Annotated in this window: 16 protein-coding genes; 5 read left to right on the top strand and 11 right to left on the bottom strand. The window is 45.3% G+C overall.

All coding sequences use genetic code 11. The annotated features are described in order from the left end of the window. Positions 1-5: 5 nt before the first annotated feature. The 5 genes from QZX97_RS04110 to QZX97_RS04090 form a co-directional block, all read right to left on the bottom strand. Positions 6-3,431 carry a HAMP domain-containing sensor histidine kinase gene (locus QZX97_RS04110; RefSeq protein ID WP_295664232.1) on the bottom strand — a complete coding sequence of 1,142 codons (3,426 nt, stop codon included), beginning with the start codon at positions 3,429-3,431 and terminating at the stop codon, positions 6-8. Between the two features lie 86 nt (positions 3,432-3,517). Continuing rightward, positions 3,518-3,748: a hypothetical protein gene (locus tag QZX97_RS04105; protein ID WP_295664228.1), complete on the bottom strand. Its 231-nt coding sequence runs from the start codon at positions 3,746-3,748 to the stop codon at positions 3,518-3,520. A gap of 68 nt (positions 3,749-3,816) precedes the next feature. Then, positions 3,817-4,698, bottom strand: coding sequence for an ACP S-malonyltransferase (gene fabD, locus QZX97_RS04100; RefSeq protein WP_295648100.1), 882 nt, complete (start codon positions 4,696-4,698; stop codon positions 3,817-3,819). A 102-nt stretch (positions 4,699-4,800) separates the two neighbouring features. Then, a complete protein-coding gene (gene folE, locus QZX97_RS04095; protein WP_295648098.1) occupies positions 4,801-5,436 on the bottom strand; it encodes a GTP cyclohydrolase I FolE in 636 nt (211 codons plus the stop codon). Positions 5,437-5,444: 8 nt separating this feature from the next. Further along, the gene (locus tag QZX97_RS04090; protein WP_295648163.1) at positions 5,445-5,861 is read right to left on the bottom strand and encodes a 6-carboxytetrahydropterin synthase; all 417 of its coding nucleotides are present in this window, start codon (positions 5,859-5,861) and stop codon (positions 5,445-5,447) included. 70 nt (positions 5,862-5,931) lie between these two features. Here QZX97_RS04090 and mqnB point away from each other — a divergent pair, with 70 nt between their 5' ends. From mqnB to aat, 3 genes are all read left to right on the top strand, one after another. After that, positions 5,932-6,549, top strand: a complete 618-nt coding sequence (gene mqnB / locus QZX97_RS04085; protein WP_295648095.1) for a futalosine hydrolase — start codon at positions 5,932-5,934, stop codon at positions 6,547-6,549. A 9-nt stretch (positions 6,550-6,558) separates the two neighbouring features. Further along, the gene (locus QZX97_RS04080; protein WP_295648093.1) at positions 6,559-7,401 is read left to right on the top strand and encodes a 1,4-dihydroxy-6-naphthoate synthase; all 843 of its coding nucleotides are present in this window, start codon (positions 6,559-6,561) and stop codon (positions 7,399-7,401) included. A 174-nt stretch (positions 7,402-7,575) separates the two neighbouring features. Continuing rightward, positions 7,576-8,211, top strand: coding sequence for a leucyl/phenylalanyl-tRNA--protein transferase (aat, locus tag QZX97_RS04075; RefSeq protein ID WP_295648091.1), 636 nt, complete (start codon positions 7,576-7,578; stop codon positions 8,209-8,211). On the opposite strand, the gene QZX97_RS04070 is transcribed toward aat, so the two are convergent. The 3 genes from QZX97_RS04070 to QZX97_RS04060 all read right to left on the bottom strand — a co-directional run bounded on the left by QZX97_RS04070 (position 8,194) and on the right by QZX97_RS04060 (position 9,989). Further along, complete coding sequence (locus QZX97_RS04070) at positions 8,194-9,006, bottom strand: hypothetical protein (protein WP_295648089.1); 813 nt, start codon at positions 9,004-9,006, stop codon at positions 8,194-8,196. The two genes, aat and QZX97_RS04070, sit on opposite strands and share 18 nt — an antisense overlap. Then, on the bottom strand, positions 9,006-9,524 hold the full coding sequence (locus tag QZX97_RS04065; RefSeq protein ID WP_295648086.1) for a cation transporter: 519 nt from the start codon (positions 9,522-9,524) through the stop codon (positions 9,006-9,008). Before QZX97_RS04065 ends, QZX97_RS04070 begins: the two co-directional genes overlap by 1 nt. 81 nt (positions 9,525-9,605) lie before the next feature. Then, positions 9,606-9,989 (bottom strand): hypothetical protein, encoded by a 384-nt coding sequence (locus QZX97_RS04060; RefSeq protein ID WP_295648084.1) that lies wholly within the window; start codon positions 9,987-9,989, stop codon positions 9,606-9,608. Positions 9,990-10,138: 149 nt separating this feature from the next. On the opposite strand from QZX97_RS04060, the gene QZX97_RS04055 reads away from it, so the two are divergent. After that, positions 10,139-11,203, top strand: a complete 1,065-nt coding sequence (locus QZX97_RS04055) for a branched-chain amino acid aminotransferase (protein ID WP_295648081.1) — start codon at positions 10,139-10,141, stop codon at positions 11,201-11,203. A gap of 70 nt (positions 11,204-11,273) precedes the next feature. Here the strand turns inward: QZX97_RS04055 and QZX97_RS04050 are convergent, their stop codons facing one another. Together QZX97_RS04050 and pdhA are read right to left on the bottom strand one after the other, a co-directional pair. Continuing rightward, positions 11,274-12,896, bottom strand: a complete 1,623-nt coding sequence (locus tag QZX97_RS04050; protein ID WP_295664225.1) for a pyruvate dehydrogenase complex dihydrolipoamide acetyltransferase — start codon at positions 12,894-12,896, stop codon at positions 11,274-11,276. 28 nt (positions 12,897-12,924) lie between these two features. Further along, complete coding sequence (pdhA, locus tag QZX97_RS04045) at positions 12,925-13,917, bottom strand: pyruvate dehydrogenase (acetyl-transferring) E1 component subunit alpha (RefSeq protein ID WP_295648078.1); 993 nt, start codon at positions 13,915-13,917, stop codon at positions 12,925-12,927. Positions 13,918-14,152: 235 nt separating this feature from the next. Here pdhA and QZX97_RS04040 point away from each other — a divergent pair, with 235 nt between their 5' ends. Further along, positions 14,153-14,752 (top strand): NlpC/P60 family protein, encoded by a 600-nt coding sequence (locus QZX97_RS04040; RefSeq protein ID WP_295648076.1) that lies wholly within the window; start codon positions 14,153-14,155, stop codon positions 14,750-14,752. Between the two features lie 64 nt (positions 14,753-14,816). Here the strand turns inward: QZX97_RS04040 and QZX97_RS04035 are convergent, their stop codons facing one another. Beyond that, entirely contained in the window at positions 14,817-15,002 is a 186-nt protein-coding gene (locus tag QZX97_RS04035) for a hypothetical protein (protein ID WP_295648074.1), read from the bottom strand. Positions 15,003-15,029 lie beyond the last annotated feature (27 nt).

Raw genomic sequence — 15,029 nt, 5'->3', positions numbered from 1 at the left:
GATGTTTAGTGAAGGTTATGGCCGGTTGGCTGCGATACTTCGGGAAAGCTGATGTAGAACGTTGTGCCTTTCCCAATTTCCGTATCAAAAGATATGGTACCTCCGGCATAAGTAATGGCATTTTTTACCAATGCAAGTCCCAAACCTGTGCCCGAGCTTTTGGTGGTAAAGTTGGGCACAAATATCCTTTCGCGCAGCGCTTCCGGTATACCGTTACCGTTATCTTTAATTTGGATAAATACTTCGCCCGGTTTAACGGTATAAGTAATCTCGATGATACCGACCCTCTCAGCCGGAATGGCTTCTGTAGCATTTTTCAACAGGTTATTAAAGCAGCGCAATATCTGGTCGCGATCGGCCATTATATACAATGCCCTTGTTGGCTGCGTGTAAACAATCTCGAGGCCGTCTGCTTGTTTAAAAATGGTAACAGCTTGCGTCAGCAGCTCAAAAATATCGATGCGCTCGATATGTGTTTCTGGCATTTTGGCAAAATTGGAGAACTCGGAGGCTATGCGGGATAAGCTGTCAATCTGCTCAACAAATGATTTGCTAAAGCGTTCAAATTTTTGGTCAAACCGGGGGTCTTTATCTTTCCATGCTTTTTCGAGCAACTGCAAGCCAAGCTTTAAGGGAGTCAACGGGTTTTTTATCTCGTGTGCCACTTGTTTGGCCATTTCGCGCCAGGCATGTTCGCGTTCGCTTTGGGCAAGTTTGCTCGCGCTATCCTCTAACGCGGCTATCATGTTATTGTATTCTTTGATCAGCGAGCCAAATTCATCGTTATGGTGCCATTCTATGGGTTCGTTTTTGCGGCCGTAAATAGTTTTGCTCAGGCTTTGTTGTATAATGGTTAAAGGGGTAGTTATTTGCCTTGCAACAGCGATGGCGAACAGACCAATGGCCACAAATACCAAAGCGTATACATTGATCATGGTATTTAAAAATGCGCCGATATGTTCTTTATATTGGTTTTGGTTCGAAAAATAGGGCAGCTGTAAAAATCCGGTAACTTCCTTTTTTGAATTGCGCACCGGTGCATAAGCCGATTTATAGTCGAGCAAACCAATAAGTTCCGGATTTATAAACCCCGACTTTTTTAAGCGGGCCAGATATATAAAGGCCTTTGCGTTCATGCGCGGTTCAATCAAGCCCGCTTCATACAGCTTGGGCTGGGTGGTCAATATTTCTTTGCCATCGATATTGAACAATGTGAGGTCTGACGAGTAGGTGTCGGCGAAGGAATTAAAGGCCAATAAGGTATTTTCATCGTTGTCGTTGAGGGTTTTATCAAACCCCGCTTTTTCAAAAGCCAAAGCAATGCGCGTAATTTTGTCGCGTATCTCATCGTCCTGCTGATTGATATATTGAGCCCTAACCGAGAAAAAAGTGAGTACGCCGATGATGATGAGGGTTATAACTACCGCAAAAACCATCGACAATTGTATGCGGGTTTGGTATAGCACCTTGTCAAAATTGTACCAAAACCCCCATTTTGGCCGTTTAAAGTGCCTAATGTTTTCCCAAAGCTGGCCAACGCCCAACACCAACAAATTGAATATGGCAAAAACAAGGAAGAAGAACGTAAGTGAAGTTAGGCCGGTAAACAATTTGTCATCTTCTTTGCTTACAACAATTATTTTTCGTTCGCCGGGTTGGTAAATCAAATGCGAATAACCGGTATCGCTGTTATTGGCCACATTATCACTTGTGTTTTTATAAATATATTGACCGGGTTTGCCCTCAAACTCTGAATTGACTAAGCTGTAAACATATTTGCCGTTTTGGTTGATGAGCTTCCCGTCCAGATAATAAGCATATGAATATTCCTTCAGGTTGTCAGCGTTATCGGCGTTACCCTCCACCAACAATTCGGGGAAAAGCTCTTCGTTTTTTGTGGATTTGGATTTAAGGTAGAAAACAACGGTACCGATTTGTTCGCCTTTTGATGTGATGGGGACGATGGCAAAGTATTCGCGCGAGCCAAACGAGTTATTGTCTTTATAAAAATAACGAGTCGGAATTACTTTGGTGCCGCTCATTTCCACCATGTATTTAAACTCGTTCAACGGGTCGGTGTTGTTGCCCGACAAGGGTTCGTCATGGAGATTGTACTCGTACGTCGAGAGGTCGAATTTGGTGAGATAACCGTTGAAATATAGTTTTTTGAACCTGTTTTGAAGATAAACGGTACTGCCGGAGGGATTTTTAAAAAATGCGACCAGCGAATTGTCTTTTAACACACGGTCTTCTACCTCTTTAAAAAGGGCCTCGGCATCGGGGTCATCATCGGTTTCAAGTTGTTTTACCAACTGCTTCCGCGTTTCTTTTTCTTTGATATTTTCGAAATTGTACAGCTTAATAGATGATAAGGTAGAGCACACGATGATGATACCGATATACACAACCGGGGTAAACTTGCCATTGCCGTAAAAAACAGACCAACCGCGTATAATAATGATTAAAGACCATAACAGGTAAAAGCACGAATAATCCTTTTGCAAAACATCGGGTATGGTAGCAAGCAAAACAACGGCCATCAGTACATAAAATTTGTTGCGATGGCTTATATTCAGTTTTGAACCAATGGCAATGCAGGTTTCAGTTAGCAAAACAAATGAAAAGAAAAACAAACACAGCGCAATAATGCCAACTACACTCAGCGCGCTCAGGTTGAGCACATTATTGACGTCGAAATTGATGGTTGAATTTAAAACCTGACTTTGGGCAAGTACCAACAGCAGCCTTGAAACAATAACAAGGAAAACAACACAGGCAACACAAACGATGAAACTGCGCGACCGACTTTTCACATAACCAATTATCTTATCGCGGCTTTGGTAAACATAAAGCGCAAGCCATGTGAGTAAGATAGTATTGATCATAAAATCACCTTCATTCGGGAACAGCCAGTTTAAATGATAAAAACCGGGTTTAAACAGGTCGATTTCGGAGTAGATATCGGGCCAGTGGTAATACAGGCCCATAAACCTTACTGCAGCTATAAAGCCGCCAACAACGCTAAAAGACATAAGGATATGGCCCTTGCGGTTAATATAATTGGCCAGGTTGTTTACCAGCACGCACATCAACAACAAACCCGACAGCCATAACATTAACTGGATGTATTGGAAGGTATGGTTCCAGTCGTTGGGTTTTAGTTTTACGGTAAAGAGGTAATGGTTATCAATAGTATGTATGCTGTAGGTATTGTGGTCGGTAAAATCGGCTATATCAATATTGTCGTCTTGCAGCAGGTCGGGCGAAAATACGTTTTGCAGGTAGGTGTTTTGATATGAGTACTGGTTTTTAACGGGGATGAAAAAAACCACGGAGAAGGCCCCTTCCGTTTTTCTGATTTCTTCATAATAGCCGTTGGCGTCCTGGATAAACGAACTCCCGTTTTTTACGTTGTTGATATTGTCGGGCAATACTCTTACGCCGCTCCAAAAAATCAGGCTGTCTTTTTGGTAGGTCGCGATGTATATTTTTTCTTCGTGGGCAATGGCGACGAGCTTTAAAGCATATTGCTCATCGTTATCAGCGTTTTTAATTTAAAAAACTCAGCCTTATCGTCAAGGAAACGGTGTACGCGTGTTTCTTTTTCGTGTAGGTGGTCTTCGAGGGTTTTGGCACTGCTCTCCAGATTGTTTGCTGGTCCGTAGGTTTGCTTTGCTATAATAGCCGTTAAAAAAAGACTTAAACAAATAAGCCCGAGTAACCAACGGATTTTAACGGCAGCGTCCAAATTGTATATTTTTATAATGTACAGTCAAAATACAAATAAAAGCAGACAGTGTTTGGCCTGCGAAAAATTTATATTGCGGCACTTGCCGTAACAACGGCACGGTCCACTTTTTTTACAAGTCCTTGCAATACGTTGCCGGGTCCAACTTCGGTAAACGAGGTGGCGCCATCCTGCAGCATGCGTTGCATGGTTTGTGTCCAGCGTACGGGGCCTGTTAATTGCGAAACCAGATTGGCTTTTATGCTTTCGGGATCGGTATAGGGTTTTGCGTCAATATTTTGATAAACGGGGCAAACGGGGCTTTTTATTTCGGTAGCTAAAATGGCAGTCTCCAGTTCAACACGAGCCAATTCCATTAATGGCGAGTGGAATGCACCGCCAACATTCAGCTTTAATGCGCGTTTGGCACCGGCAGCCAATAGCAGTTCGCAGGCATGATCGACCCCGGCAATAGTGCCGGATATAACCAATTGGCCCGGGCAATTGTAGTTGGCGGGTACCACAATGTCGCTTACGCGTTTGCAAATATCTTCAACTGTAAAATCATCCAGGCCTAAAATAGCAGCCATGGTTGATGGTTGTACCTCGCATGCTTTTTGCATGGCGTTGGCGCGCGCGGCTACCAAACGCAAACCATCCTGAAAAGATAATGCGTTGGCAGCAACCAGTGCCGAAAATTCGCCCAGCGAATGGCCTGCAGTCATTTCGGGTTGATAGGCATGGCCCATAGCTTTGGCCAATATTACCGAATGCAAAAAGATAGCGGGTTGGGTAACGTTGGTTTGTTTCAGCTCATCATCAGTACCGGTAAACATGATGTCGGTTATACGGAAACCTAAAATTTCGTTGGCTTGTTCAAACAGTTCTTTAGCTTGGGCCGATTGCTCATAAAGGTCTTTACCCATGCCGATAAACTGGGCGCCTTGTCCGGGGAATACGTATGCTTTCAATTTGGGTTTTGGTTAGTTGGTTACTAATTTATTGGTTATTCAGTTACTAAGCTATTGCGTATTAAAATTCCTATTCTCCCCCCTTTTAGTTGGGTCGGGAGGTTAACTCAACTTTGATGATATCAGCTGCAAAAACTCTGCCCGTGTTTTCTCCAACAAAAACGCGCCTGTAAAGGCTGATGTAGTAGTTACCGAGTTTTGTTTTTGGACACCGCGCATGCTCATGCACAGGTGGCGGCACTCTATTACTACGGCAACGCCCATTGGCTTTAAGGTTTCTTGTATACAATCGCGTATTTGGTTGGTGAGGCGCTCCTGCACCTGCAGGCGGCGGGCAAACGCATCAACCACACGGGGTATTTTGCTTAGGCCAACCACATGCCCGTTGGGTATGTAGGCCACGTGAGCCTTGCCAAAAAACGGAATCATGTGGTGCTCACACATCGAGTACACCTCAATATCCTTTACCACCACCATCTGGCTGTATTCTTCGGTGAACATGGCCGAGCGTAACAGTTCTTCGGGGTTCAAGTCGTACCCGTGGGTTAAGTACAGCAAGGATTTTGCCACCCGCTCGGGTGTTTTGAGCAAGCCCTCGCGCTCCGGGTCTTCGCCCAGGTTTTTTAACACCTCGTGGTAATGGCCCGAAATGTTTTCAATAAGTTCGGCGTTATAACGGTCTATTTTTATATAACCGTCCAATTCATCATCGTCAATGTCGTGGTTATGGTTGCTCATAGATTTACTTATCCGCCAAAATACTCAGCGCTGTTGTTTTCGGTTTCGTATAACTTAACGGAGTGCAAAAACACACCCTCGTTTGCTTCAATCGGGGCTTTTAACTGGTTAAAAATCTCGATACACAGCAACTCTGTTGAGGCCATCTTACCCTTCATAAAGGGCACATCCAAATTAATGTTTTTATGGTCGAGCTTTTCGATAACGTAATCGTTTATAATCACCTTCAGATCTTTCAGGTCGATAAGGTAACCTGTGGCATAGGTTATTTCGCCTTTTACGGTTACAAACAGGTTGTAATTATGTCCGTGCCAGTTGGGGTTGGCGCATTTGCCAAAAACCTCCGCGTTTTTCTCGGGGCTCCATTCGTCGCGGTACATTTTGTGGGCCGCGTTAAAATGCTCTTTTCGTGTAATGTAAATCATCATGATATTGCTGCTGCAAATATATAAAACAAAAAACGGCTAATAGTTTTATATTAGTGCCCCAATGGCCATGCAAATACTTGTTGTAGCCGCAACCGAAGCGGAAATTGAACCTTTAACCCGGCATTTTAACCCGATAAAGCCCTTTGATGTATTGATTACAGGCGTGGGCATGGTGGCTACGGCCTATGCCTTGGGCGGTCATTTACAGGTAAAAAAATGTGATTTGGCCATTAATCTGGGCATTGCGGGCGGTTTTAACCGCGATATTACGTTAGGCGAGGTTGTTGAAGTTACCCAGGACGAGCTATCGGAATTGGGTGCGGAGGATGATCTGGATTTTCTCCCGATAACGAAAATGGGCTTTGGTGAAAGCCGGTATACCTCTTCATCAAAACTGGATACCGGTTTACGAAAGGTAAACGGCATTACAGTGAATACGGTACATGGCAACGAAGAGTCAATCAATAAAATAATAAACAGGCTAAAGCCGCAACTGGAGAGTATGGAGGGCGCGGCGTTTTTTTATGCCTGCAAAAAAGCTGGACTTCCTTCGATACAAATCAGGGCCGTGTCAAATTACGTAGAAAAACGTAACCGGGATAACTGGCAGATAGGGCTGGCCATCAAAAATCTGAATAACTTTGCGATAACCTTGCTGGAAGGATTGATATCCGGCAAAGTGTAATCAAATACTATGAAACTCACCCTCGGTTTTTCGCCCTGCCCAAACGATACCTTTATTTTCGACGCGCTTATCCATCACAAGATAGACACGGAAGGATTGGATTTTGAAGTATTTTTTGATGATGTGGAAACCCTGAACCAAAAAGCGATGAAGGGCGTATTGGATATTACCAAGCTGAGCTACCATGCTTTTGCTTATGTTACCGATAAATATGTGTTGTTAGATGCGGGCAGCGCATTGGGTTTTGGAGTGGGGCCACTTTTAATTTCGAATTTCGAAATTTCAATTTCGGATTTGCAGTCGGACTCAATGAAGTACAATATAGGTATCCCCGGAAAATATACTACAGCCAATTTTTTGTTAGGCCTGGCTTTCCCCGAAGCAAAGAACAAAACGGAGCTTGTTTTTTCGGATATCGAGAACGCTTTGCTGGAAAACCGGATAGACATCGGCCTTATCATCCATGAAAACCGATTTACCTACCAAGAGAAAGGGCTGCATAAAATTATAGACCTGGGCGACTACTGGGAAAAACAAACCGGCTGCGCTATTCCGCTGGGGGGCATTGTGATAAACCGTAAACTCCCATTGGATGTACAGCTCAAAGTGAACCGGGTTTTGCGCAAATCGGTGGAGTATGCTTTTGCCAACCCAAAATCGGGCCTAGAGTTTATTCGCGAACATTCGCAGGAAATGAGCGAAGATGTGATGTACAAACATATTGACTTGTATGTAAACAAATACTCCGTTGATTTAGGCGAAGAAGGCCGAAAAGCGATACAATTGTTGTTTGATAAAGCACTCGAAAACAAAATCATCCCGCCGGTAAAGGGGAATATTTTTTTGACGTAAGGGCAAAAAAATGAGGTTGCGGTAACCAGCCGCAACCTCGCCAAATTAAACTAAAATACTAACATCAGGCAGTGTAGGATGAAGCCATCCCCATGGCTGCCTTTTCTTATGAGATGAATGTTGATTTATAGACTAACACGTTTTATAAAGGTTTAATGAGGAAATAAAAAAAAGATGATCTTCAGGCTTGATGAACGGTTGATGTTCCCGGACCCGGTATTGGCCGAGGAGGATGGTTTGTTGGCCCTTGGCGGCGACCTATCGGCGGAGCGGTTGATGCTGGCTTATGAAAACGGGATATTTCCCTGGTATAGCGAGGATGAGCCCATCCTTTGGTTTGCGCCGCATGAGCGCTTTGTGCTTTACCCGGATGAATTACGTATTTCGAAAAGCATGCGGCAGTTGATGCGTTCGGGCAAATTCAAAATAACTTTTGATAATGATTTTGCGGGGGTGATACGGGCCTGTGCCGCCATGCCGCGCGAGGGACAGGATGGCACCTGGATAACCGGGGATATGCAAGAGGCGTATATCAACCTGCATCGCTTGGGCAATGCACGGTCGGTCGAGGTTTGGCTGGGCGACGAATTGGTGGGCGGCCTGTATGGCATCCCGATAGGAAAGGTGTTTTGCGGCGAAAGCATGTTCAGTAAAGCAAGCAATGCATCGAAACAGGCGCTTATAGCGCTTTGCCAAACGGGGGGTTATGATTTAATAGATTGCCAACTCCCTACCGACGACCTGGCCTCGCTTGGCGCGAAGATAATCGGCAGGGATGAATACCTGGCGACATTAAAAGGCATTGAATAAATTGTGTTCCAATCTTATTAAATAAATTGTATTCGACGGGCGGCTCAAATTACCGCTCAATTGGGTTTCGTAACTCAGGTCCAAACGGGTGGTGCTGTTGAATATGAACTGGACGGCGGGGGCGATATCCATGAGGCTGCCTTTGCCGTCCAGACTGTTTTTACCTAATAACTCTACATACAAGTTCAGATTGGTTTGCTTATAGTCGGTATAGGTTTTGGGCAACAATAAATACCCAGCCGAAAAGGTATAATCCAACTGGTTGCGGCCAATGCCGGGAGCTATGGGGTTTGAGATATTGTCCAGACTATGGCTAACATTGCTTGTTGCCGAAAGCGCCAGTTTGTGCAGTAATTGGGTAACAACCAAGCCGCCAAGGTAGCCCGAGTTGTCGCCCTGCAGGTTGATCATGTTAAATGTTACCGGATCGTTGATGAGCGATGCACGGCCGAAGCCCGCTACGCGGAAATGCGATTGCGGCTGGTCGAGCGCCAGGAAACGGTATTTGGCATATACGCTTGCCCCTTCAAAGTTGAACGAGGGTTGGTAAATGGACGAGGCGTAGAGGTTAACATGCACCATCAGGTTTTTTGAGAAACCGAACATGACCTCGGGGCTTAAGCGGTAGCCTGTGCGATTATCCTGTAAAGGCTCAAACTCATTATTGAGCCTGATGCCGATGGCCTTGGCTGCCATGTTACTGGCCGGCTCGGTGTTTACGTACAGTTCCTGCGCGTAAGCTTTGCCCCATAGCATGGCTGCGAGGCAAAGCAGGTGTTTCCAACCGGCTTTCATCACGAAAGTGAAATATGATATACGCGTTGTTTTTTGTCGTTAGTGCCGCCGGTGGCGTAGGAAGCATCTTTTATTTGAGCGCCCAGTTTTTTAAAGGTTGATGTTGGAACAAAGTCCTTATCAAGCACCTGTAGCCTGATTTCACCGCTCAAAGGTTTGCCCGGCAAGACGGTGAATTGGTAGGTGTCGCCATTGTACTGAAACGACGCGTTATCTTGTGTGGTTTTAAAATCATATATCGCGATAAGCTTACTGACCGAAAAACCGGCAGCTTGAACCTTTTGCTTAAGGGCATCGAGGCTAACAGCTTTATCCGCTCTAAAGGTGATGTAAAAGATGTTTTTATTGAGGTCGGGTTTTATCTGGCCGATAAAATCGAGTGTGTTCAACGATTTTTGTGTGGACAGCGAACACATGGAACAAGTTAAGCCGCTTACTTCGAGCTCGGCTTTTATAAATTGGGCTTTCGCTTGCGCGAACATCGCGACAAGGGCAAAAAACAAGGTGATTTTTTTCATTTCAGTATAAATAAATTTTTGATAAACAGATGCGGTCTGCCCATGAGGCAAAACAATTATGGTCTGAGGATGAAGAAGAAATCAGATACGGAAGTTGCGGAACGAAAGGTACAAGTGGATTAGCGAACCCTCAGGCGGGGCCTTGTTGGAGTTGCTTTTGGCTATATCCGCTATAGCGGTAAAACGAGTTTGTTCGTGGTATTGAACAACAGGCAATAATGCTGCAAATAGCGGCAATAGCGTATTGCTTGTGCCCGAAAGATGTTTTTCTTTAACAGATATGGTAATATGCGTGGTTTTGCAGCAAGGGCGTTTCAACTTCATTTTGCCGTTGGCGCAGGATGTGGGCGCACCAAGGGAGGTAGAAGACAATTGCCCGAAACAGTAATGAAAATTTACAGTAAAGCCGGTGCTTACCGCGAGGTAAACCATAGCTAAGCCGCAAATCATCATCTTTTTTATCATATAGCAAAGATAAGCGTAAAACGTTTCAACGGTAAAAACATACCAAATATGATATTAGTCGGACACAAAATGCTGATTGCGTGGCTGTACGGCTATTTTTTTTGACAATTAATCGTAATTTTGTGCGTATACATTAATCTCTAAAGGTTATGACAGAGACACTCGACATCAGCATCACCCGGAATCAAAACTCGCGTTTGGCGCAAACGGATTTTGATAATTTGCCTTTTGGCCACACGTTTTCTGACCACATGTTTATTGCGGATTACGCAGACGGCGAGTGGAAGAATTTTCAGATTGTGCCTTATGGCGATATTATGATGAGCCCGGCCATATCGGCGCTGCATTACGGCCAATCGTTTTTTGAAGGTTTAAAAGCCTACAAACATGTGGATGGCAAGGTGTCGGTTTTCCGTCCGTACAAAAATGCGGAGCGTTTTAATAAATCGGCCGAGCGTTTGTGCATGCCAACGTTGCCCGAAGATATTTTTACGCACAGCATAGCCGCTCTGGTTGATGTTGACAGCGACTGGATACCTACCAAAGCAGGCCATACATTGTACATACGCCCCTTTATGTTTGCTACCGACCCTTATTTGGGCGTTACGCCATCAAAAACGTATAAGTATATGGTGATTACAGGTCCGGTTGGCCCATACTTTACCAAGCCGGTAAAGGTGAAGATAGAAACCGAATTTTCGCGCGCTACCGAAGGTGGTTTTGGCTACGCTAAAGCTGCCGGAAATTATGGTGGCGCCATGCTGCCATTAAAAATGGCCATACAACAAGGTTACGACCAGTTGATTTGGACCGATAGCCGCGACCATGCCTATGTTGAGGAGTTGGGTGCTGCGAACGTGATGTTTATGATAAACGGTAAACTGATTACGCCATCGACGCGCGATACTATTTTAAAAGGCGTTACCCGCGATACGGTATTGACCCTGGCGCGCGATTGGGGCTACGAAATTGAAGAACGCCGTGTGAGCGTGGCCGAAGTATTGGAAGCTGCCAAAAACGGTACGCTGGATGATGCTTTTGGTGCCGGAACCGCGGCTACTATAGCGCCCATTGGCCAGATTGAGCATGAAGGGCACTTGTATACCCTGAGCGAGCCATCGCAACGTGAGTTTAGCAATAAAGTATTGAAAACCCTTAACGATATACGTTACGGTGTTGTAGAAGATACTTATGGATGGAATTATATGGTGTAAAGCACCATTAAATATAAAAAAAAGCGGCACAATCAATCGGGCCGCTTTTTTGTTTTATAGGCTTTTAAAATTAGAACAGCAACCTAACAGGTTCTTCTAATAAAGCTTTCAGGGTATTTAAGAACGCGGCAGCTGAAGCGCCATCAACGGTGCGATGATCGCAGCTGAGGGTGAGCTTCATGATATTGCCCGGTACTACAGCGCCGTTTTTAACAACGGGAACTGATTGGATACCGCTAACGGCCAGGATACATGAATCGGGCGGGTTGATGATGGCGGTAAACTCGTCGACACCAAACATGCCCAGGTTGGATATGGTAAAGGTTGAACCTTCCCAATCGGATGGTTGCAGTTTTTTGGCTTTGGCCTTAGCAGCGAAGTCTTTTACTTCGGCGCTGATGTGGCTTAAGGATTTGCCATCGGCAAAACGCACAACGGGAACCAACAGGCCATCTTCGATGGCTACAGCAACACCGATGTTCACATGTTCGTTGTAACGAATTTTATCGCCCAACCATGATGAGTTGATCACCGGGTGCGATTTGAGGGCTATGGCAGTTGCTTTGAGCACCATGTCGTTAAACGACACTTTGCTTGGGGCGTAGGCGTTGATCTTGTTGCGCGCATCGATTGCCTGATCCATATCGATAGACATGGTAACATAGAAGTGCGGCGCGGTGAACAAGCTTTCGGAAAGGCGCTTGGCAATAACCTTGCGCATTTGCGAAACCGGTTTCTCGGTATATTTTTCGGTGCCGGTAAACACGGGTAGCGGAGTTGCAGCAGCAGCGGCAGGTGCAGCAACTGCCGGAGCAGATGATGGTGTGTAAGCTTCCACGTCTTTTTTAACGATGCGGCCACCTTCGGCACTACCTTTTACAGCGGTAAGGTTGATGCCTTTGTCTTTGGCTATTTTGCGTGCCAAAGGCGATGCTTTTACGCGGCTGTCATCTTCGTTAGTGGCAGTAGCAGCGGCAGGCGCAGTCTCAGCAGCAGCAGGCGCTTCGGCAGGGGCGGCTGTAGCGGCGGCAGGTGCAGCGGCGTCCTGTAATAATGGGGTAATGTCGGTGCCTTCTTTACCTACTATAGCGATGATGCCATTCACAGGTGCGGCTTTACCTTCTTCAACGCCAATGTATAATAAGGTGCCGGCTTCGTAACCAACAACTTCCATAGTGGCTTTGTCGGTAGCAACATCGGCCAGCGAGTCATCGCTCTTTACTTTATCGCCAACCTTGAAATTCCATTTCTCAATGATGCCTTCGGTCATGGTATCGCTCAGGGCGGGCATGCGTATTACGGTAGCAGGTATTTTGGACAGGTCGACTTTTGGGGCGGCGGGGGCGGCTGGTTTTTCTGCCACAGGTGCCGGGGCAGCTTTATCAGCGGCTGGCTTAGCGTCTTCTTTGGGAGCGGCAGGAGCTTCTGCGGCTAAAGCGGCTTTATAATCTTCGCCCTCTTTACCTAAAACAGCTATCACGGTATCAACCGGAACGGCTTTGCCTTCTTCGACGCCGATATATAACAGGGTACCGTCCTGGAAAGACTCAAAGTCCATTGTGGCTTTATCCGTTTCAATCTCGGCCATCACATCGCCCGATTTTATCTTGTCGCCCACCTTTTTATGCCATTTAGCTAATACCCCTTCGGTCATGGTATCGCTCATTTTTGGCATTTTAACTACTTCAGCCATAGCTTGTATATTGTTTTAGTAAATAGTATTAGTCTCTGATATAGGGGTAATCCTTTTGAACGTACACATCGGTGTACAGCTCGGATGCTTCGGGCCAAGGCGATTCTTCTGCGAACTTTACCGATTCTTCGACAATGTGCTTTACCTTTTCATCTATCTCTTCGATCCATTTTTCGTCGGCATAGCCTTCTTTTAAAATGGCTGCCTTAACGGTTTCGATAGGGTCTTTGGCTTTATAGCTTTCTACCTCTTCTTTGGTGCGGTATTTTTGAGGGTCAGACATGGAGTGCCCTTTGTACCTGTAGGTGCGCATTTCGAGGAATGTCGGGCCATCGCCACGACGGGCGCGGTCAACGGCTTCATCCATGGCGTTGTGTACAGCAACAGGGTCCATACCATCAACAGCCGATGAAGGGATATCGTAAGGCAGACCTAATTTGTAGATGTCGGGTTGTATAGTGGTCCGGGCAACCGAAGTACCCATAGCATAACCATTGTTTTCGCAGATGAAGATAACAGGTAGTTTCCACAACGAAGCCATGTTAAAGGTTTCAGTCAACGCGCCCTGACGCACGGCACCATCGCCCATATAGGCAACGTTCACGTTGTCGCGGCCGCTGTATTGGTTGGCAAAAGCAATGCCTGCACCCATAGGTACCTGGCCGCCTACTATACCGTGTCCACCATAAAAGTGGTTCTCTTTATCGAACATGTGCATTGAACCGCCTTTGCCTTTTGAGCAGCCGGTAGCTTTGCCATACAGTTCGGCCATTACCGCGTTTGGCGATGTGCCTTTCACCAGGGCATGCGCGTGGTCGCGATAAGCGGTTATCAGGCTGTCATCGTGCCTTAAAACAGAGGATGCTCCGGCCAAAACGGCTTCCTGGCCGATATACAAGTGGCAAAAGCCCCTTATCTTCTGTTGTCCGTATAATTGACCTGCTTTCTCTTCGAATTTTCGCATTAGAAGCATTGATTCGTACCAATGCAGGTAGGTGTCTTTAGTAATCGCAATCGCCATGTGCTACAAACGTTTTTAAAATGATGCGCAAATCTAATTATATCCGCGTAAAAAGCGAAAAACTGGAAACATTGTTTACATTTTATTAAATAATTTTTGGAAAAGCGATTTTTAAAACTATCTTCGAAGCTTGATAGCGGAAATAGTGTATACATAGGGATACACTGCAAATAATTGCAATGCTATCAATTAAATAAGTAATTTGTTGCACCCCTCACAACAAACAAAGTTTTAGATGAAGAAAGTATTAATTGTTACCCTCTTGTTTGTTAGTGTTTTAACTACAGTGCAAGCACAAACAAAAGCCGTACCAAACACCCCGACAGAAAAACCTGCCGACGAGGACAAAAGTCTTATAAAAGATTATTTCTCGCAAATTATGGGCGTAGCGTTGTCTACAACCTCTAATGTTAAGTTGTTCCAATTTGTGTATGACTGGGTAGGTACTCCATATCGTTTCGGTGGAAACTCGCACAAAGGAATCGACTGTTCTGCTTTTACAAAGGAATTGTACAGTAAAGTATTCAATTTAGATATACGCCGCAACTCCCGCGACATTTTTAGCATGGTTAGCCCCGTTAAAAAGGACGAACTGAAAGAAGGCGACTTGGTTTTCTTTAAGATACACACCACCAGGATATCGCATGTGGGTATTTATTTGGGCAACAACAAATTTGCGCATGCTTCGGCAAGTGGTGTAAAGGTTTCGAGCCTTGATGACGAATACTACGCCCATTATTTTTACCGCGGTGGCCGTGTGTTGGATTCCTTTAAAAAGGAACTGGAAAAAGAATCGGCTGCCGACGATAAGTTGGAAGAAGTACCAATGAAGTAAAAAACCTTATTGCAAGATATCGAATCCCTCGGCATTACCGGAGGATTTTTGTTTGTACCTGTTGCTATACCTCATCCTTCGTCGTCCTTACCAGGCTAATGCCTGAGAAGAAGAACAACACGGCTATAATACCCACCACAATAAGCGTGGTATATTGTCCGCTATGTTGAATAATGCTGATGCCGGTGTATATTAGGCCCGCAATTCCCAGTACAGTCAGTATCGCGCCAAAGGTTCTTTTCAAGTTCATAATCCTGGTTGTGTTAAGTTGATATTA

The organism is uncultured Mucilaginibacter sp., assembly GCF_903893715.1.
In the GTDB taxonomy this organism is placed as follows: Bacteria; Bacteroidota; Bacteroidia; order Sphingobacteriales; family Sphingobacteriaceae; genus Mucilaginibacter.
Note: the sequence above shows the minus strand (reverse complement) of the source record. Positions and strands in the feature narration are given on the sequence as shown.

Bases quoted from the DNA above. Each gene is read 5' to 3' on its own strand.
- QZX97_RS04060 (WP_295648084.1), bottom strand. From the start codon at position 9,989: ATGATAAAAAAGATGATGATTTGCGGCTTAGCTATGGTTTACCTCGCG.
- aat (WP_295648091.1), top strand. From the start codon at position 7,576: ATGATCTTCAGGCTTGATGAACGGTTGATGTTCCCGGACCCGGTATTG.
- QZX97_RS04050 (WP_295664225.1), bottom strand. From the start codon at position 12,896: ATGGCTGAAGTAGTTAAAATGCCAAAAATGAGCGATACCATGACCGAA.
- QZX97_RS04035 (WP_295648074.1), bottom strand. From the start codon at position 15,002: ATGAACTTGAAAAGAACCTTTGGCGCGATACTGACTGTACTGGGAATT.
- QZX97_RS04055 (WP_295648081.1), top strand. From the start codon at position 10,139: ATGACAGAGACACTCGACATCAGCATCACCCGGAATCAAAACTCGCGT.
- folE (WP_295648098.1), bottom strand. From the start codon at position 5,436: ATGAGCAACCATAACCACGACATTGACGATGATGAATTGGACGGTTAT.
- QZX97_RS04080 (WP_295648093.1), top strand. From the start codon at position 6,559: ATGAAACTCACCCTCGGTTTTTCGCCCTGCCCAAACGATACCTTTATT.
- QZX97_RS04070 (WP_295648089.1), bottom strand. From the start codon at position 9,006: ATGAAAGCCGGTTGGAAACACCTGCTTTGCCTCGCAGCCATGCTATGG.
- QZX97_RS04090 (WP_295648163.1), bottom strand. From the start codon at position 5,861: ATGATTTACATTACACGAAAAGAGCATTTTAACGCGGCCCACAAAATG.
- pdhA (WP_295648078.1), bottom strand. From the start codon at position 13,917: ATGGCGATTGCGATTACTAAAGACACCTACCTGCATTGGTACGAATCA.
- QZX97_RS04065 (WP_295648086.1), bottom strand. From the start codon at position 9,524: ATGAAAAAAATCACCTTGTTTTTTGCCCTTGTCGCGATGTTCGCGCAA.
- QZX97_RS04040 (WP_295648076.1), top strand. From the start codon at position 14,153: ATGAAGAAAGTATTAATTGTTACCCTCTTGTTTGTTAGTGTTTTAACT.
- mqnB (WP_295648095.1), top strand. From the start codon at position 5,932: ATGCAAATACTTGTTGTAGCCGCAACCGAAGCGGAAATTGAACCTTTA.